16 protein-coding genes and 1 pseudogene are annotated in these 17,782 nt (G+C 57.6%); 4 read left to right on the top strand and 13 right to left on the bottom strand.

Going from position 1 to position 17,782, the window contains the following annotated elements:
* Positions 1 to 14: 14 nt before the first annotated feature.
* A complete protein-coding gene (locus JZX89_RS19405) occupies positions 15 to 914 on the top strand; it encodes a LysR family transcriptional regulator (protein ID WP_153515635.1) in 900 nt (299 codons plus the stop codon).
* A 58-nt stretch (positions 915 to 972) separates the two neighbouring features.
* Here the strand turns inward: JZX89_RS19405 and JZX89_RS19410 are convergent, their stop codons facing one another.
* Together JZX89_RS19410 and JZX89_RS19415 are read right to left on the bottom strand one after the other, a co-directional pair.
* The gene (locus JZX89_RS19410) at positions 973 to 2,421 is read right to left on the bottom strand and encodes a multicopper oxidase family protein (protein WP_207135069.1); all 1,449 of its coding nucleotides are present in this window, start codon (positions 2,419 to 2,421) and stop codon (positions 973 to 975) included.
* Positions 2,422 to 2,519: 98 nt separating this feature from the next.
* Positions 2,520 to 2,789: a hypothetical protein gene (locus tag JZX89_RS19415; RefSeq protein ID WP_153515637.1), complete on the bottom strand. Its 270-nt coding sequence runs from the start codon at positions 2,787 to 2,789 to the stop codon at positions 2,520 to 2,522.
* 174 nt (positions 2,790 to 2,963) lie between these two features.
* Here JZX89_RS19415 and JZX89_RS19420 point away from each other — a divergent pair, with 174 nt between their 5' ends.
* Both JZX89_RS19420 and JZX89_RS19425 read left to right on the top strand, forming a co-directional pair.
* Positions 2,964 to 3,683 (top strand): response regulator, encoded by a 720-nt coding sequence (locus tag JZX89_RS19420; protein ID WP_153515638.1) that lies wholly within the window; start codon positions 2,964 to 2,966, stop codon positions 3,681 to 3,683.
* The gene (locus tag JZX89_RS19425; protein WP_207135070.1) at positions 3,680 to 5,107 is read left to right on the top strand and encodes an ATP-binding protein; all 1,428 of its coding nucleotides are present in this window, start codon (positions 3,680 to 3,682) and stop codon (positions 5,105 to 5,107) included. The genes JZX89_RS19420 and JZX89_RS19425 overlap by 4 nt, the downstream gene beginning before the upstream one ends.
* Positions 5,108 to 5,146: 39 nt before the next feature.
* Here the strand turns inward: JZX89_RS19425 and JZX89_RS19430 are convergent, their stop codons facing one another.
* The 11 genes from JZX89_RS19430 to JZX89_RS19480 all read right to left on the bottom strand — a co-directional run bounded on the left by JZX89_RS19430 (position 5,147) and on the right by JZX89_RS19480 (position 16,797).
* Complete coding sequence (locus tag JZX89_RS19430; protein WP_207135071.1) at positions 5,147 to 6,004, bottom strand: alpha/beta hydrolase; 858 nt, start codon at positions 6,002 to 6,004, stop codon at positions 5,147 to 5,149.
* Positions 6,005 to 6,049: 45 nt separating this feature from the next.
* Positions 6,050 to 7,282: an MFS transporter gene (locus tag JZX89_RS19435; RefSeq protein WP_153515640.1), complete on the bottom strand. Its 1,233-nt coding sequence runs from the start codon at positions 7,280 to 7,282 to the stop codon at positions 6,050 to 6,052.
* Between the two features lie 52 nt (positions 7,283 to 7,334).
* Entirely contained in the window at positions 7,335 to 8,015 is a 681-nt protein-coding gene (locus JZX89_RS19440; protein ID WP_153515641.1) for a cupin domain-containing protein, read from the bottom strand.
* The gene (locus JZX89_RS19445) at positions 8,002 to 9,042 is read right to left on the bottom strand and encodes an alcohol dehydrogenase (RefSeq protein WP_174374740.1); all 1,041 of its coding nucleotides are present in this window, start codon (positions 9,040 to 9,042) and stop codon (positions 8,002 to 8,004) included. The genes JZX89_RS19440 and JZX89_RS19445 overlap by 14 nt, the downstream gene beginning before the upstream one ends.
* Before the next feature lie 3 nt (positions 9,043 to 9,045).
* The gene (locus JZX89_RS19450) at positions 9,046 to 10,182 is read right to left on the bottom strand and encodes a flavin monoamine oxidase family protein (RefSeq protein ID WP_207135072.1); all 1,137 of its coding nucleotides are present in this window, start codon (positions 10,180 to 10,182) and stop codon (positions 9,046 to 9,048) included.
* A 38-nt stretch (positions 10,183 to 10,220) separates the two neighbouring features.
* A complete protein-coding gene (locus JZX89_RS19455) occupies positions 10,221 to 10,502 on the bottom strand; it encodes a hypothetical protein (RefSeq protein ID WP_207135073.1) in 282 nt (93 codons plus the stop codon).
* Positions 10,503 to 10,621: 119 nt separating this feature from the next.
* Entirely contained in the window at positions 10,622 to 11,548 is a 927-nt protein-coding gene (gcvA, locus tag JZX89_RS19460) for a transcriptional regulator GcvA (protein WP_207135074.1), read from the bottom strand.
* Between the two features lie 32 nt (positions 11,549 to 11,580).
* Positions 11,581 to 12,084, bottom strand: a complete 504-nt coding sequence (locus JZX89_RS19465; protein WP_207135075.1) for a TetR/AcrR family transcriptional regulator — start codon at positions 12,082 to 12,084, stop codon at positions 11,581 to 11,583.
* A gap of 80 nt (positions 12,085 to 12,164) precedes the next feature.
* Positions 12,165 to 15,674 (bottom strand): Hint domain-containing protein, encoded by a 3,510-nt coding sequence (locus JZX89_RS19470; protein WP_207135076.1) that lies wholly within the window; start codon positions 15,672 to 15,674, stop codon positions 12,165 to 12,167.
* Positions 15,658 to 16,221, bottom strand: a complete 564-nt coding sequence (locus tag JZX89_RS19475; protein WP_153515654.1) for a hypothetical protein — start codon at positions 16,219 to 16,221, stop codon at positions 15,658 to 15,660. Before JZX89_RS19475 ends, JZX89_RS19470 begins: the two co-directional genes overlap by 17 nt.
* A 54-nt stretch (positions 16,222 to 16,275) precedes the next feature.
* The gene (locus tag JZX89_RS19480; RefSeq protein WP_207135077.1) at positions 16,276 to 16,797 is read right to left on the bottom strand and encodes a GNAT family N-acetyltransferase; all 522 of its coding nucleotides are present in this window, start codon (positions 16,795 to 16,797) and stop codon (positions 16,276 to 16,278) included.
* Positions 16,798 to 17,051: 254 nt separating this feature from the next.
* Here JZX89_RS19480 and JZX89_RS19485 point away from each other — a divergent pair.
* Positions 17,052 to 17,778 (top strand): annotated as a pseudogene (locus JZX89_RS19485) (IS66 family transposase); the annotation flags it as partial.
* Positions 17,779 to 17,782 lie beyond the last annotated feature (4 nt).

Consider the following 17,782-nt stretch of genomic DNA (forward strand, 5'->3'; position numbering starts at 1 on the left):
GAGGTTTTTTCATAATGCTCGATAGACACCATCTAGCGATCCTGCGGGAAGTCAGCCGCCGCGGTAGCGTCACCGCCGCCGCCGAGAAGCTGAATGCCACGCAGTCGGCGCTCAGCCATATGATTGCCAAGTTAGAGGAGCGCCACGGCATCAAAGTGTGGACGAAAACCGGTCGCGGACTGCGATTGACTCAAACGGGCGAATATCTGCTAAGCGTCGCAGAGCGAATTTTGCCGCAGATGGAGCATGCGGAACGGGTTCTAACCGACTTCGCGTTGGGACGAAGGGGCGCGTTGCGCGTCGGCATGGAATGCCATCCCTGCCAGCGATGGTTGTCGCGCATTGCCACTCCCTATCTCACTCACTGGCCTGACGTCGATTTCGACGTTCGGACCGCCTTTCGCTTTGATGGCATTGAAGCACTCCTGGGCTTCGAAGTCGATCTACTCATCACCCCGGATCCGGTCGATGTGCCGGACCTGCTCTTCACGCCCGTTTTCGATTATGAATTGGTACTGATGGTACACGAAACACATCCGCTTGCAGCGCGGCGTTTTGTGTTACCTCAGGATCTGATCGATCAGGAGCTGATCACTGTGCCGGTAACCCTGGAACGACTGGATATTTATACCCAGTTTCTGGTTCCTGCCCATTGCCGGCCCCGCCGGCACCGTACCGCCGAGACCATCGATCTCATGCTGCAACTCGTTTGCGCGGGCAGGGGAGTCACTGTCCTGCCGGATTGGCTTTTGCAGGAAGATGCTGCGGGATTGCCAATCAGGGCGCTCAGCCTTGGCGAAGCGGGAATTCGCAAGAGCATTCATCTCGGTGTACGCCGTGGCGAGGAGACGACGTCTTATATCGAAGGCTTCCTCGAACTCGCACGGGGGATGGGACGCTCACCTTTGCCGTGATGCTGTATGTCAATCATAACGTGCGGCCGGGTTAGCAGACGCCCCTTTCCCCTGCACGCTAAGCCTGAACTTGGAGTTCCGTCATCATGCCGGTTTCCAGGTGTCCCATGTGGTGGCAATGGAGCATCCACGGTGCGGCTTCGCCGGCATCGAATGCGATGGTTACCCTGTTCATCGGCGGAACTTGGACAGTATCGCGCAACGCGCCTGCGATCCGCCGCATGCCGACACCGACCACCTGAAAGACATGGCCGTGCAGGTGCATGGGATGGGCCATCATCGACATGTTGTGGAACGTTATTTCCACCCGCTCGCCGGTTCGGGCCGGGATGGGGGTGCGATCGCCCCAGCCCCGGCCATTGATTGTCCACCGATAGGGCATCATCGAGCCATCCAGCACGACATCGTGGCGTCGAACGATCTCGCTCTGCATCAACGGCGTCATGGCGCGCAATACCGTCTCCTGGTCGAGATTGCGGGAAAAGGCGGGATGTTGCGTGTCCGCCATGTCGGCCATCCGGGCAATGGATGCGCGTGCGGGCGCAAGGATGATACCCGTCCGCTGCCGCGCGCCTTCGCGAAGGCAAAGCACGGGCAGCGCCGATCCGTCCGCCGGCATGTCGATCTCGATGTCGAGCCGCTGGGCTGGCGCAAAGCCGAAACGGGTTGCCTCGTGCGGCACGCAGGCTTCGCCATCGGTGGCGACGAGCCGTCCGCGCACGGTTCCGAGGTCGATCCAGAATGCGGTCATGGCCGAGGCGTTTACCGCCCGCAGGAGAACCCGTCCACCGCGTTCGACGCGCACCACCTCCGGGTCGCCGAGCGTGCGATCATTCGCCAGATAGGCGTCAAATTCGAAATCGTTCAGATCCGTCTTCATGGACGCCATGTCCATCATACCCGGCATTTCCGGCATCGCTTTTGTGTCCGGTGCGCCGCCATGGCCCATCGCGGCGTGATCCATGCCCGTTCCGCCTGCCACTTCGCTGAGCACGGCCTCAGGCGTCTTGAAGGAGAAGTCGTGCAGAAACAGCACAACCTCCTGCCGGTCAGCGGCAAGATCGGCTTCAGAACGCACGATCAACGGCGCAGCCAGAAGGCCGACCTCCTGTGCCGGAATGTGGCTGTGCATCCAGAAGGTGCCTGCTCTCGCGGCATAATCATAAGAACGCGTTTCGCCCGGGCGCAGCATCGGGCTGGTATTGGGCACGCCGTCCTGGGCGTTGGGTGGAATCTGGCCGTGCCAATGGATGATCGTCTCTTTGTCGAGCCCGTTGGTCAGATCCACGCGGAAGCGTTGCCCGGGGTCAAGGGTAAGTCCGAGTTCCCCTTTCGCATTGATAAGTCCCATGACGGTGGCGGCGCGTCCTGCCACCTCGATCGTGCGTGTCGTGGCAGTGAGCGTGGCTACGCTGGGGGCGGCCCCGGCGCGGGCGGGCAAGAACAGTGCAGCGGTCGTGGCGGCGGAAGCCGCAAGAAAGCTACGGCGTGAGATAGGATGGGTCATTGTTCAATCTCGCGATTTTTCCCACAATCGGACCGTCAATGAGGTCGGGTCCGCAGGTGGCAGGAGGACCAAGGCTATGAAAGGACAGCCGGCGACTGTCAGTCGGGCTTTGCCGGAGACTGGGTAAGCGAGGTGATCAGCAAAACGGTCAGGGCAACAAAGCCGCCGAAGGTGAGGAGCATGGCGAGCGGCCCGAACAGCATCATCCAGCCCATTTCGTTCCTCATGTCGGTCATGAGTGACATTCCGTTAAAGCCCGCCGGTGGGAAGGGCGGAACCGGGCGGAAATTGTGATACAGGGCCATTGTTGTCACGCCGGTGAGCAGCGAGAGGATGGAAATCGTGGCGAGTTTCGTTCTGTGGGTCATGGTTTTCTCCAGGTGGTTTTAGCCGTTCAATGGCCACCATCTGGCGCGGCAAACGTCACCCAAGTTTTTCAGGGCGCTGCGCTTTTGTGACAAGTTGTTACAGAGAGGCTTTCAGGCAAAACTTGTTTCATCTTTTCCCGGCAGTCTCTTCACGATTGGGATAAGTTGAAAGTCATGCAAAGCAGTCCTCATATACTCATCGTCGACGATCACCGCGAAATCCGCGAACTGGTCTCGCGCGCGCTCGTCAAGGAGGGTTTTCGCACCAGCGTCGCCGCCGACGGGCGGGCGATGCGAAAGGTCATGGCGGATGCTCACATTGACCTCATCATTCTCGACCTGATGCTGCCGGGGGAGGACGGCCTCTCCCTCTGTCGCGGGTTGCGCGCGCAATCGACGATCCCGATCATCATGCTGACGGCCAAGGGAGACGAGATCGACCGTGTCGTCGGCCTTGAGCTCGGTGCCGACGATTATGTCTCGAAGCCTTTCGGCAGCCGTGAATTGATCGCCCGGATAAGGGCCGTGCTGCGCCGGAGCGAGAATGATGCGGCGTCAGAGCAGACCCGGCGCGCCAGGCAATATTGTTTCGACCGTTGGCGTCTCGACACCGGCACAAGGGAACTCCAGCGGGAAGACGGGATCGCGGTGCCGCTCAGCACCGGCGAGTTCGATCTTCTGCTTGTCTTGATAGAAAGGCCCGGACGGGTGCTGAGCCGCGATCAACTTCTGGATCTGGCCCGGGGAAGGGCCGCCGGCTCGTTCGATCGCAGCATCGACACGCAGGTGAGCCGGCTGCGTAAAAAACTCGAGGTCGATCCCGCCACACCGAAAATTATCAAGACCGTCTGGGGCGGCGGCTATATGTTTGTGCCAGAGGTAACATCCGAATGAAGCGCTTGCTTCCACAGAGCCTGTTCGGCCAGACTTTGCTCATTCTTCTGGCCGGTCTGTTGGCGTCCCATCTCATCGGCACATGGATATACAGCGCCGATCGGGGACAGATCGTGCGTGCGGTCGGCGGTTTCGCGATAGCGCAACGGATCACGAACCTGACACGGCTCGTGCGCGATGCACCTGCGGAGTGGCGGGATCGTATCACGCAGGATTCCAGCGACGAGACGTTTAACGTCGCGCTTTCGCCAGAGCCGCCCCCGGCGATATTGACCGATAGCGACACATCTGCTGCGGAGGCACTGAAACAGGTCCTTATCGAGCGCCTCTCGCTGCACGGTTCTTCTGAACCGCGGGTCTCGGCCTCACGGCCGCGCGGCATGATGGCAGGCATGGCAGAACGAATGATAGCGCAGCATGGTATGGGCGAGACCCCGATGATGTCCGGGTTTGGCAGCTTGGGTCCGTTCGCGGGATTTCGTGAATTGCAGGTCGCCATTCCGGTTGAGCAAGGACAGTGGCTGACCTTTAAAACGGTTCTGCCCGAAAGCGGCGGCGCCTTTTCCCTGCGCTTCCTCGTGTCGATGGGGATGATGGCGGCGATAACCGTGCTGGTGACGATCTGGGTTGTTCGGCGGGTATCGTCACCGCTGACAGCGCTTTCAAAGGCAGCCTTGCGACTGGGGGAAGACCTGAACGCGCCGCCGATGCTGGAGGTCGGAACGGTCGAGACCCGGCAGGCAGCACGCGCCTTCAACGCCATGCAGGCGCGCTTGCGCGGCATGATCGACGATCGCACGAAAATGCTGGCCGCCATCTCTCACGATTTCCGCACGCCGCTGACGCTGTTGCGGCTTAGGGTCGAGAATGTCGAAGATGCGGCCGAGCGGGAGAAAATGCTCTCGACCATAGCCGACCTCAATAAAATGGTCGCAACGACACTGGAATTCGCAAGCGGCGCGACGCAACAGCCTGTCCGCCGTCCGACGGACCTCGCGGCCCTGATCGAGAGCATGACGGACGATCTTTCCGATGCCGGCCTGCCGGTGGTGTGTATGGATGCTGCTCAGCCGATCATCTACGCCTGTGACCCGGCAACGCTGAAACGCGCATTGACCAATCTGATCGACAATGCCGTGAAATATGGCGGCCGCGCCGAGCTTGCAATCCATGAGACGCCGCAGACGATTGAAATCATGATCGATGACGCAGGCCCCGGTATTCCCGAAGAGGAACTCACGCATGTTTTCGAGCCGCTTTACAGGCTGGAAAGTTCACGCAGCCGGGAAACAGGCGGGATGGGGTTGGGGCTCGCGATCGCCCTGTCCATCATTCGCACCCATGGAGGGCAGCTCACACTTTCAAACCGGGCTGAAGGCGGGCTCCGTGCACTGATATATTTTCCGAGAGCCGAAGCAAGTTAGCCAGTTGAACCCGGACGCTCGTTTTCGCAACCGGGAAGTTCAGTCGCCGAGTGTTGCCTGGAGTCCCCACATGAAACCCGGCCTTACGGCGCTGATATGGTCCGTGCCCTCTATGACCTTCGAGGACATATTCAATCTCCCGTAGCCGCGTGAGCGAAGACGGGACTGGAACTTCTGCATGCCGGCCACCATGTCGTTCGTCTTTCCCTTCCGCGCAGGATCGTGGCGAGACGTCTCAAGACCCCCGACATAGAAGAGTACATGCGCGTTAAGTTGGTGGCGCCTTTTGGCGTAGTCGTCTTCGAGTCTGTAGATTACTTCGTCGGCGAACCAAAAGGATGGGCTGCCGAGGATGTAAGTCTGGAAAAGCGAAGGTTCGGTCAGGAGGATATGGGCACCCAGCAACCCTCCATAGGAATGTCCCCAGAAAATGCGGCGACCGGATGCAATCCGGTAGCGATCCTCGACATAACGCAGGACGACGTCGCGCAGGTAGTTTTGATAGGCGGCCGCGCCGCCATAAATCCTACCGCTTCCCGGGAGCGTTACAGGCGTGTAGTCGCGACGGCGGCTGTCCTCAAGCGCCTCGCCGAGCGCGTAGGAAAGGCCGACGACAACGGCCTCCTCGACTTGACTGTTTTCTGCAAGCAGGCGGGCGTCGCAGCTCAACTTTGGAAAGGCGCGCCCGCCATCGGCGATGACTACGAGGGGATAGCTTCTTTCTCGACGCTCCAAATAATCTGCGGGCAGACTGATATAGATCTCGTAGCGGCGGCTCGACGCGGGATCCGGTAGTTGCACGGTCAGGGCTTCACTTTTCGAACAAAGCGATTTCGCTTCGGATGGCGAGGAGAATGCGGGCGCTGCTGTCGTGACGAATGTCGCAATGAAAACCAACGCCAATCTCCAGATCGATATGGATGTCATCTTTTGTCGCTCTGTTTATCGGCTCTTCTTCAGTCGGGCGGCCTGCCAGACCAAAGGTACAAGAATGATCGCAACGGCGGGCAGGACGAGCCTGTTGATGCTGCCCCATCCCGAATTATAGAGAAGCGAGCCAGCGAAGAACGAAGCGCAGGCGACCGTTCCGAAAACCAGAAAATCGTTTGCGCCCTGTGCCTTACCGCGCTCCGCCGGCGTATGGCAATCCGCGACCATGGCCGTGGCGCCGATGAAGCCGAAATTCCAGCCGATACCCAGCAGGATCAGCGAACCCCAGAAATGCGCGATGTCGAGACCGCCGAGTGCGATCAGGGCCGATATGCCGATCAATAGAAGGCCGACGGCTGCAACCCGCTCCTTGCCGAAACGGGCCATCAGACGACCGGTGAAGAAACTGGGCCCGAACATTGCCAGGACATGCCATTGGATGCCGAGGGCAGCGGAATCGACGGAATGACCATGGCCCACCATCGCCATCGGGGCGGCGGTCATGACAAAGGTCATGAGCCCGTAAGACACGATACCTGTGGCCACGGCCAGCATATAGCGCGGCGAAAGCAGGATACCGGAGAGCGGACGGACGCCTGTCGTATCGGCCCTTGTCAGTCCCGAAAGGGGCGGGCGGCGGAGGTATAGCAGGACCGGTATGGCAAGGCCGGCCAGCACCGCCTGACTGAGAAAACTGCCCGCGAAAGAATGACCCGGAAAAGCTTCGCGCGTCCAGATCACCAGTTGCGGTCCGATTACGGCCGCGATCAGGCCACCGATCATCACACGGGAGATCGCCCTGTCGCGATCGGCGCCTGTGAGACCGTCCGTAGCCGCGAAGCGGTAGCTCTGCACGTAGGAGCTATAAAAGCCGGCAAGGAAGGTGCCGATGCAAAAGAGCGCAAAACTGGACTGGACGATGCCGGCCGTCGCCACCAGACCGGCTGCGATGCCAAGGATTGCTCCAAGGAGATAACCCGCCCTGCGGCCGAACCGGAGCATCATGGCAGCCGCCGGAAGCGTTCCGACAGCAAGCCCGAGATTGAGGAGACTGACCGGCAGGGTAGCGGCAGCCGGGTGCGACGCCAGTTGCTGACCGACCAGCCCTCCCAGCGAAATGACGATGGGAGAGTTGGCCCCGCCAAGGGATTGCGCCGCCGTCAATATCCAGACGTTTCTTGAGGCAATGGTTTTGTATTCCGATGAACCTGCGTCCTTGCAGGGGGTCGGTTTGACGATGTTCATTCGTCATATTCCTTCAGATCGAGCTATTCATATGTGGCGGCAGTCGATGCGCCTACTCCGGCATGCGCAACACGTCAGGATGCAGGAGAGGGCCTTGCTTCAGCCATATCCGCACGCCATCGGCACCGGTGGTGACGTCCATATCCGCTCCGGCCGGCAATCGCCCCCAGCATTCGGAGGACAGTATTTCTCCGTCCCGGATCATGCTCCCTGAAATGACGAGAAATTCCAGCCCGGAAGGGTTTTCGACGCGGACCTGTGTGTTCCGGCGCCATTGTTCGATGCAGACGCGCTCGTGACCGTCATCGAACAGTATCCGAGAGGATATGCTTTCGCTGCGCGCGGTGCCTTGAACACCATCTCCCGCTTGTTGGACGATCTGCACGTCATCGCCTTCACGAAATTGCCAGAGGCGAACGAAAATCGTGCAGCCGTTGATGGATGCCGGCACATGGGACGTGCCCGGCGGGTTGCGGAAATAGGTGCCGGCCGGGTAGTCGCCGTGCTCATCCTGAAATGCGCCTTCGAGAACCAATATTTCCTCGCCGCCGGCGTGGACATGGCGCGGAAATGCGCTGCCCGGTGCATAACGTACAATCGACGTTGCTCGCGCCACCTCCGCTCCGACGCGATATAGCATCCGTCGATCAACGCCGGCTGCCGGGCTCGGAATCCAGTCCAGCCTGGATGCGTGGACGATGACGGGTACGGTCAGGTCTTCATTGATCAGCATCGGCCCGATCTCCCATGGTCAGCACCATCCGGAACTGGACATCGCCGGATCTCATGCGTTCCACCGCCTCGGGAGCGCGCTCCAGCGGCATGGTTTCGATCATCGGCCGAATTCCGGTCAGGACGCTGAAATCCAGCGTCTTTTCGTTTTCGAAGGGAGAGCCCGTGATCGAGCCGATCACTCCGCGCTCGCCGCCGACGAGGAAGCCGGTGGAAACGGGAAGCGGGTCCTTGCCGATACCGAGCACGACAAGACGCCCGCCGGGAGCCACCGAGGACATGAGATCGGCGACCGCTGTAACATTGCCAATCGTTGTCAGGATCGCCTTTGCGCCGCCCATTCCGCGGAGGATGTCGACCGCGCTTTCGGCATTTGTATCGATGTATCGGTGAGCGCCAAGGCTGAGCGCGACCTCGGCTATATCCGCACCGCGGCCAATGGCGACTACACGAAATCCCATCTTCCGGGCATATTGCAACGCCATATGACCGAGGCCGCCAATGCCGAGGACGACCACCGTATCGCCTGCTTCCGCGCCGCTTTTCTTGAGCGCATTGAAGGTGGCGATGCCGGCGCAAAGGATGGGGGCCGCTTCCTCCGACGAAAGATCGTCGGGGATCGATACAAGCCCGGTTGCCCTGGCCGTCATCATCTCCGCATAGCCGCCATCCCTCGACGATCCCAATACGGGCTGGTTGCGGCAGAGATTGAAGCGCCCGCGCCGGCACTGGTCGCATTCGTTGCAATGGCCGCCGAGACGGCCGACACCCACGCGCTGGCCGATTTTCCAGATCGCCGGCGTATCGGCGCCGAGAGCGACGATCCGTCCGACGACTTCATGACCCGGCACCCGGAGCGGCTGAAGCGCCGGGTCGGCGCGATCGATGTCGCCGGCATCGGCACCGCAGATCCCGCAGGCTTCCACGGCGATCAACACTTCGCCAGCCGGCGGTGAGGGCGTCGGCCGCTCGACAATTTCCAACTTTCCGGGGCTGGAGATCTGCACGGCCTTATAGGTGGATTTCATGAGCTATTGCCCTTTCGGTGAGGCAGGTTCAATGACATCTGAATTGCAGCGAATAAGGTTCGCCGCGGCCCTCTCGCCTGCTTCAATGGCTCCCGCCAGATAGCCGGGCGAATTGGCTGAGGTTTCACTGCCGGAGAGGGTAATCCACTTGCTCCAGTCAGCATCGACCCAGTCGCGCTGGCCGCCGGCGGGATGTCCTGCCGCCGTCAGGTCAAGCTCCGTAGCGGTCAGGGTGTCGATGGCCCAGTCCTTGTAAAGCGTGGCAATTGGATGGAGGGCTTCCGCACCGAATATCTGGCCGAGTTGGGCGATGGAGGCGGCAAGCAGGGCCTTTTCATTGAGTTGCATCCGGCTCCGGGCGGGAATGCCGACAAATCCGAAAAGCGCAGCCTTGCCGGACGCCGTCGTCGCATCGTGGATTTCAACCAACGGTCCGGCCATGCTTTGCGCAGCACCTGACAAGCCGGCTTCGCGCCAGAACGGCCGCTCGTAAACGGCGAAAAACTTCGCATGCGGGGCCATCCAGGTCGGTGTGGCTCGCCACAGGGCGCGTGTCGCGTTCCGGGGCGGTGGCGAGAATTCCACCGTGGCTTCAAGGAGACGCGGCGGTAATGCGAAGACGACATGTGTGGCTTCGATTGTTTCAACACCTGGTGCCTTCGAAACTGTCACGGTAAGGCCGGTCTGCGCGCGGGCGATATTGGTGACCCTGGATCCGAGGTACAGACAATCCTGCGGGAGGCGAGCGGCCAGCGCCGAGACCATTGCGCCGGTGCCGCCCGCCAGCCGCATTGATGATGGTTCTTGACGGAACGCGGGATAGCGCTCTGGCATTCCGCCTTGCGAGCGCTGGAAAAGCATCAAGCCGTCGGTGTATTGCGGAACGAATGTCAGCCCGAGTTCATCGACAAGAGGCAAAATCTCCGGCGTCATGTCCGGCCAGAACCAGGACGGTCCGAGGTCGAGGCCGTCATCCGACGGGCGGTTGTCCTCGCCCGCCGACAGGATGCGGCCGCCGAGACGGCTGCGGGCCTCGATCAGGCAGATAGGCAGGCCCGCCCGATGCAGCCTGTAGGCCGTCACCAGGCCGGAAAGTCCGCCGCCGACAATGAGTACGTGTTTGGTGCCGATAGGGATCATCTGATTGCTGGAACCTGAAGTCAGCACTAGGCCAGACCTCAGACAACCTCGTAGATGCGGATTTCAGGTGCGGCCACAAGCAAGGGCTTCAATCCTGTCACGACATCGTCGTTGAACATTGCGCTCTCGAGATAGGCTTTCGCGTGGTCGCTCGTGTTGAAGCCGTGCAGGACCTGGACGTCATCCGGGCGGATCAATAACTCCTTGGATGTGGCTCCGGCGATCTCAGACAGGAATGATTGCTTGTATTTCTGATAGATGCGCGCGGCAGCGGCGCGGTCGCTTTCCTTGATTTGAAGCGTAATTTCGAGGTAGGCCATGATTTCCCTTTCGGTTCGCGCACGGCCGGCGGCCGTCAGCAGTTTGCGTGCGCAAACTTCAACGGAAGTCGCCCCTTGGACAAATGAGACTTTCTTCGTTGCGGGAAAGAAAAACTATCTCACGATATGAAACGTGCCTGCGCTTCATCGAATAGCCAATCGCGGAACGCCTTCAGTTTAGGCAGCGCGGCATATTCTGTTCGGTAGACAACATAATAGGCCAGTTTCGAGGCCACCCGGATATTGGGAAAAAGCTTCCGTAGCCGGCCGGCGGCGAGATCGTCATGGGCGAGAATGCTTCTCGCCAGGGCGATACCTCGTCCCTCTATCGCGGCCTGCAGCACAGCGGCCGAGTTGTTGATCCTCATGCCCCGTTGTGGCGGCGGCCCGGCGACGCCCGCAGCCTCTAGCCAAGCCGGCCAGCCAATGAAACCCACCGAAGGGTCAACGGACAGATCATGAATGAGAGGCGCGTTTTGAAGGTCCTGTGGTGACGCCAGATCATGTGCGGCGTGAAAATCGGGCGAGCAAACGGGAAAAACATCCTCGTCCATCAGTTTCTCGGCGATAAGCTCCGGCCATGTACCGTCGCCGTAGCGCACGCCGATATCGAGGCTCTGCGCCTTGAAATCGGCAAGTTTCAGGCTCGTCTCGATCCGGATATCCGTGTCCGGGCATCTAGCCTGAAAACGGTCGACCCGCGGCATCAGCCATTTGGCTGCAAAAGCGGGACTAACGGTGACGTTGAGGATACCGCTTGTCGTCGATTCGTGCAGGCGCTGCAGCCCGATGCCGAGTCGGTCGAGACCGGCGCGAATGTCCGGAAGCGCATTTTCCGCCGGCTCCGTCAGCTTCAGCCGGGTTTTGCCCGAGGTGCTGCGATGGAACAGCGGCATGCCGAGCCACTCTTCAAGTCCGCGTACAAGTTGGCCTACCGCTGCCGCGGTAACGTTGAGTTCCTCTGCCGCTCCGGAAAAACTGCCGTGCCGGGCGCTGGCTTCGAAGGCGCGTAGCGCATTGAGATAGACCGGCGCTTTCTTCTGCATGGCGGACTTTCCTCCCTGGCCGGCGCATGCTCTCATACGAGGGCAGCGCTGCCATTCTCGAATATTGACGGGTTCTCCAGGACGTTTGCGATGAGCATCGCGCCTTCCAGCGTCGCCAGCGCATGAAACGCCTTATCTCTGTCCAGGCCGGCAGCCTCCAGTTTTTCGATGCCCAGCAGGAAGAAACGTTTCACTTCCATTCGCACATCTTCCGGCAGGTCGTGTGAGGTCGCCGCCAGCGTGCCGCACAGACACATGCGCCCGTCACGCCGCAAAGCGATGAAAAAGGTTCGTTTCCAGGCTTCTATGGCACCCGTTCCCCGGTCGATCTCGGCGTCCACGGCAGCCATGAAACGGTCCGTGTAACGTTTGGCCACAGCCGCGGCGAGCTTCTCCTTCGCCGGAAAATGGTAGTGGACGGAAGAAGCTTTCACGCCGACATCTGCGGCCACGTCCCTGAAGCTGAAACCGCTGTAGCCGCCGCTTCGAATTCGTCTTTCCGCGGCATCCAGAATAGCGCCTGTCGTATCGGTCATTCTCAAAATCCTCTCTATCTAATGTTAGATAGGGCTTGCATCCGCGAAGTGCAATCCATAAGTAGGTTGTCTATCTAACGTTAGATAGGCAACAAGGAGACAGAGAATGCGTTTTGAAAACAAGGACTGCCGTCGCTATTGAGCACGACGCTATCGACTGTCTGGCGATCGGCAACTCCATCGCCATCGAGATCTTCGGAAAAGTTCCGGCTCGTCGCATCAGGGCTTGTCTTCGATATCGTTTGCGAGACAAGCTTGCCATTCCCCGTCAGGGTCTGTGTCGTCACGGTGGAACTCTTGTCAGGTGCCGTGATTTTCGTGGTGACAATCTTACTATCAATGACGCCATCGCCATTGGCGTCATTCGTGACTGTTGTAGAATTACCATTCGATGACGTAACAATCGACGAACGGGAAACGACCGAGCGGTCGGTATTGAACCGTGTTTCCGTCGTGGTGGTGGCCCCGTCGGATCCGGTCGTCATAACCAGACTTTTATCGAACAAATCGTCGCCATTTATATCGAATGTTTCTATGTAGCTTTTGCGATCAGGCTGCATTTTGAAAGTCCACTGGGAAAGAAGCGGTCCGGCGGCGCTTCTCGCTCTCTTGGTCCGCACCCAGGCGCCTGCAGCATCCAAAGCGATGATATCAGAGGTATAGGTATCGACTTTGCCGTCGCCGTCGATATCTGTAGAACTGAAGTTTGAACGCCCGTCAGCCGTTACTCGGAAAACTTCCTCTTTCAGAACGGCGTTGTTACTGCTGTAGCTCGTGCGTTTCGTGATGACGTCGCCGACGTTATCAGTGGATGTCCGTTCCTGAACATAGCGATCGCGCTTGCCGTCGCCATTGAAATCGTTGTCGGTCAGAGTTGTTACAGCGGCTGCGATAGTCGTGGTCGTGGTGGTTTCTTTGGAGAGGAGGGCGCCGTTGCCCGCGAGCTCGGTAACCACCCGTTCCTGCGCCGTTTTTCCTGACGTCTTGATGTCCGAAACATAACGGTCCGCAACGCCGTCGCCCGTCAGATCGGTGGACGTTGTTTTGCTCAAACCATCGGCGGAGACATTTATGATAACGGTTTTCGATGCCGCGCCGTCCAGATGCAGTTGCTGAGTGATTGTCCGGGAAGAACCATCTGCAAAACTTTCCAGCAGCTGCCGTTCGTCCGCCGCGCCGTCTCCATTCTTGTCGAGTGTTGTCGTGATTTTTCGCCCATTAGGGCTTCTGTCGGTTTTATCGCTATTGGTCAAAGAGCCGTCGGGGTTGAAATTCTTGACGGTCTCGATACGATTTCCGGATATTTCGATCGAAACAAACTTGCTCTGGCTGCGCTCAAAAATACCGTCACCATCATCATCGAATTTCGTCGTGACGGTCGAACCGTTTGCGCTTTTGCCAACCAGATTGCGGAACGCGACATTGCCGTCTTTGGCGTAACCGACGATCAGTTCGCTGGATGTGCCATCGGCATTCTTCGTGGTTGAGCGAGAAATTTTGTAGTCGTTTTGATCGTTTGCAAGGATTGCGTCACCCACCATACCCGTGCTGCCATCAGACCGCGTGAAAGTGGTCGTACCAACAATCGCCGAGCCGTCGGAAAAACTCTGCCCGCTACCTTTGGGCGTCAGATCGATGGACGCGATGCCCAGTTCCTTCAATGATTTGAGCTGACCATTGATCGACACCTTGAACGCATTCCAACGCGTATCCCCAGCATCGAGCTTGCCATTCCGGTTCGTATCGAAAACATTCTTGACGGCTTCCAGATCGCCGGAAGCTGACGGGTCCCAATCCGTAAATACAAATTCGCTGGACCTTGTGATCACGCCATCGCCGTTTGCATCCAGAATGAGTACGCCGTCACCATTTTGTGCCCAAGCCGTGCGTCGCAGATAACCGTCGCCGTCAAAATCGATGAATTGTGAGGATTCACGCAGCCTGTCAATGGAAAGACCGTCGCCGTTTAGATCGAGAAGAATTGGCTTGCCGGAACTGCCGGAGGACGATTCCGATCTACTTGAGGATCTGGAATTTTCCGACTGGCCGTCACCGCCGCCGCCCTTGCCGGAGGAACCGGACGGTTGCGCGCCGGTTTTCGTCCCTCGAGAAGCAGCTTGTTGTCTCATCGCACGGTCTATTACTTGGTCAAAGCCTTCGTATGTATCGAGACCCCACCTTTGCGCCTCGCCATAGGCCGCCGCTCGAGCATCAGATCTGCTAGCGCCTCTTTCTATTGCTCCGCGCGCTGCGATTTCAGCTCGGTCTATGGTAGAAGCGGTCTCGCCGCCACGCTCGGCAAGCAAAGTAGTATAAACCGTACGATCTAATGGAATGGCGCGACCGGCCGTTGTAAAGCCAACAAGCTGCCCCGTCCGTCGATCTTCATCAACACCCCTGACGCCTTGCCCGAGGCTAACCGCATATTCGATAGGTACCTTACTGACAACGAGAGCCTGTAGGGTTTTTGCAAGAGCTCGATCCTCATCGTGCGCCCAATCGGCGGAAATGTTGTGAACTCGCACACCACCAGCAACGTAGGTGTGAAGGTCCTCAACTTCGAAATTATAAGTCTGCCAGCCCTCTACAACAACGGGCTGAAAGGCGGTGGCGCCCGCCACCGCGCCCTGGACTTTGGCCTTCTCGAACAGATCAGCCGTCTCGACCGAATAAACAATGCGCTCGGCGGAAACCTCGACAAGCTCGCCCGATGCTAGAACGAGGGTCGCCCGGCCTGCCGCTATCAATTCTTCGATTGGTGGGAAATTGCCAAATTGATCGAGAAAATGGTGGCCGGGGGTGCAGATGAGTTCATGCGGTTCGCCGGCTTCCTGCCACGTCAGTTTCAGCCAAGACGTCGTCACATTGCGGAACAGATGCGTAACCCGACGCGGCACGAAGGCGCCGCGCCCAAGGGCAGTTGATGGATCGAAAGCTAAAACGACGTCGCCGATACGAAGGTCGGATATGAATACAGATTTGCCGGAGCCGGATGTGATGAGAACATCAGCAGGGAAGCACTGAGCTGACATTTTCAACTCATTGAGGATGTCTGGTTTCATTTTGTCTAAGGCAGCATACACATTGCGATGGGCGGCATAATTCAATGGAACGCCAAGGTAGACGACCGCCTTCAACGCGTTTCCCCAACTACCTTCTGACTTGGTAGCAGATCGCTCGATTTCGCCGGCTCTGGCTAGTCGACTTACTACAACATCAATGTCTGCGTTGGTGGCCGGTCGATTTAGACTGCCTTTCAGCCACGAAGCCGCGGCCATCCCCACCTCATTATTATACATATCTTTGATGTGTTCATTCCACCCGTCTCTCCCTTTCGCTCCGGCAACAATCTCATTGCCATATCCTCTAAGACTTGTAGTAAATCTACCTTCAGCGTTGGCCCCATAAGCTGCGGCGATAGTGTGCTTCAATGAGTCCATATTCTCCGTGGTAAATCCTAAATTGTTTTTAGAATTCAAACTTACCGCTGCGTCTTGATAGTGAGCGTTTTGAGACTTGGCCCAATCTTCCCAACCTGCAGGGGTAAAGTTGCTATAAGACCATTCTTTAACGTCACTCCACCAATCCATCACTTATCCCCAAATGGTTATCACTTATGTACGCCGCCACAATTCCGTCCTTAATTGTAAAAGAAACACGAGCAACCAAATCAAACCTGCAACCAAATTTGTCGTGATTCCGTGGTTCCGGTCCAAACGAGATAGCAAATCGACGCTCATCAAAGTTCCACACGATTGCTTCACCAGATTTATTGACCCAGTAAACACGAAAAAGATAACCAAGCGGGAAAACATCAACATCCTCACCGCCAACTATTTTTTTTATTGAGATTCCTTCGAAAGCTGCACTTTGCTTTGGATCGCTTTCATCATTCGGAAATACACATACAGTTTTAAACCCATTATTATAATAATCTTGGATTATCATATCCGGTGTAGCTGTCCTTACATGGCGATTGGCCCAAAGATGGTACTCAGCAGGGTTTCCCTCGAAATATGTTTGAGATCCCCTTAAGTCTGTGAACCCGTACCACAACAATCCCGCAACAATGAGTACAAAAAAGGAAATAAATAATATATATATAGTGTATCCGAATAATATGGCTATCCTTTTCATGCGGATTCCGTGTTTTTTGATAATAATGATATTTATTAAAATAAACTCGAAATTTTATGTAACATATGCCCCACCCACTAACATAGCCCCCGCAGCTTTCATCAACCGATCTGTTGTCTCAATACGCGAGCCGGTTGTCACGTGAATGAATGAGTGGCTTGCATGGAGAGACGCGGCCCATTTTTTGATGGCCGCCACCAGTGCCAGAAACACTTTCGCACGACGGATTGCAGGCAACGTCAAATCCACAGCAATGACCTGTACGGTTACAAACAAAGGCCCATCGCTCAGCATATAGGAATCGGCAATTGCCCATGCCACGCCAACCGGCCGGCCATTCCAAAGCGCCACAGGGCAAACCATGCGCGGAGGGCGTGACAGGATCAGATTGAAATGCTCGTTGAGCTTCCAGTCCGAAAATGCCTGATCGCGAAAAACTGTCGAAGCGTGATGCTGCTTCATGATTTCGCGCACCTGGGTCGTATCGCGCTCTTCAAGCAGCCGAACGCGCAAACCAGTTGCGACATTTTCGCTTTCGGAACGTTGCGAACCAGTATCGTGGGCCAATGTCGTCACACAAATTTCCTTCCGGGTCTTTTGTAGTATCTTCCGCGGAGGCCTAATTCCGGCTCTTCCTTGTTTGGACGTGCCTCCACACGACAATGCCGCGTAATTCTCGAATTTCATCACGGCTAAGTATTTTTTCAATTTTTCAAATAATATTCTAAATAAACAATATACCTCTAATTATTACTACAAATAATCTGAGAAATACGCAATGGCGATAGTTTAATATTTTAATTTTTCGACGCGCTCACTGGGTCGAGCCCCATCTGGGATGGGGCAACAAGGCTCTGCAGAATGTTCGGCTCAAGTACGCTTGCCGCCATTGCGACCGCACGGGGGATCAACACGCCTGTCGTGATCGCTCCGATGCCGACACGACCCCTGCCTGGCAGCATTGCTACGGCTTCAACGCTGGCCTTCACGCTTGTTCACAAATACGTCGATGGCGCACCGCTCTACCGCGTTGCCCAGACCTTCGAGCGGGCCGGCGTACCGCCGGAACAGGCACTCCGGTTCTTCGAGCAACTCTACCGGATCGAAAAGCAGGCAGGAGACAACATCCCATATGCCGGGGAGACGAAGGTCGACTGTATACGCCGTTTCCGCCGACAGCACAGCTTGCCCCTCCTGAACGCCCTAAAGGTGTGGCTCGACAACATTGCGCCAAAGGTCTTCCCGGACACCAAGCTGGATGACGCCGTGTCCCACGCTCTAAACCAGTGGGCGTCTCTGACGCGCTATACCAGTGACGGCAGAATGCCGATCGACAACGACATTCTTGAACGCGATATCAGAGTTTTTGCGACCGGAATAAAATCGTGGCTGTTCAGCGACAGCGTCGAGGGCGCCAAGGCCAGCGCGGTGATCTGCAGCCTGATGCTTACTCGTCGCGCCTGTGGCGTCGACCCACTCACCTGTCTGAAGGCCCTAACACGGTTGCCTCAACGCGCTCCCGACACCGGAATTGACGACCCCCTGCCGTTCAACTTCGTGG

This window comes from Agrobacterium burrii (genome assembly GCF_017313405.1).
GTDB lineage: Bacteria > Pseudomonadota > Alphaproteobacteria > Rhizobiales > Rhizobiaceae > Agrobacterium > Agrobacterium burrii.

Coding starts and splice junctions, on each gene's coding strand:
- JZX89_RS19405 (WP_153515635.1), top strand. CDS start 15: ATGCTCGATAGACACCATCTAGCGATCCTGCGGGAAGTCAGCCGCCGC.
- JZX89_RS19410 (WP_207135069.1), bottom strand. CDS start 2,421: ATGACCCATCCTATCTCACGCCGTAGCTTTCTTGCGGCTTCCGCCGCC.
- JZX89_RS19415 (WP_153515637.1), bottom strand. CDS start 2,789: ATGACCCACAGAACGAAACTCGCCACGATTTCCATCCTCTCGCTGCTC.
- JZX89_RS19420 (WP_153515638.1), top strand. CDS start 2,964: ATGCAAAGCAGTCCTCATATACTCATCGTCGACGATCACCGCGAAATC.
- JZX89_RS19425 (WP_207135070.1), top strand. CDS start 3,680: ATGAAGCGCTTGCTTCCACAGAGCCTGTTCGGCCAGACTTTGCTCATT.
- JZX89_RS19435 (WP_153515640.1), bottom strand. CDS start 7,282: ATGAACATCGTCAAACCGACCCCCTGCAAGGACGCAGGTTCATCGGAA.
- JZX89_RS19440 (WP_153515641.1), bottom strand. CDS start 8,015: ATGCTGATCAATGAAGACCTGACCGTACCCGTCATCGTCCACGCATCC.
- JZX89_RS19445 (WP_174374740.1), bottom strand. CDS start 9,042: ATGAAATCCACCTATAAGGCCGTGCAGATCTCCAGCCCCGGAAAGTTG.
- JZX89_RS19450 (WP_207135072.1), bottom strand. CDS start 10,182: ATGATCCCTATCGGCACCAAACACGTACTCATTGTCGGCGGCGGACTT.
- JZX89_RS19455 (WP_207135073.1), bottom strand. CDS start 10,502: ATGGCCTACCTCGAAATTACGCTTCAAATCAAGGAAAGCGACCGCGCC.
- gcvA (WP_207135074.1), bottom strand. CDS start 11,548: ATGCAGAAGAAAGCGCCGGTCTATCTCAATGCGCTACGCGCCTTCGAA.
- JZX89_RS19465 (WP_207135075.1), bottom strand. CDS start 12,084: ATGACCGATACGACAGGCGCTATTCTGGATGCCGCGGAAAGACGAATT.
- JZX89_RS19470 (WP_207135076.1), bottom strand. CDS start 15,674: ATGGATTGGTGGAGTGACGTTAAAGAATGGTCTTATAGCAACTTTACC.
- JZX89_RS19475 (WP_153515654.1), bottom strand. CDS start 16,221: ATGAAAAGGATAGCCATATTATTCGGATACACTATATATATATTATTT.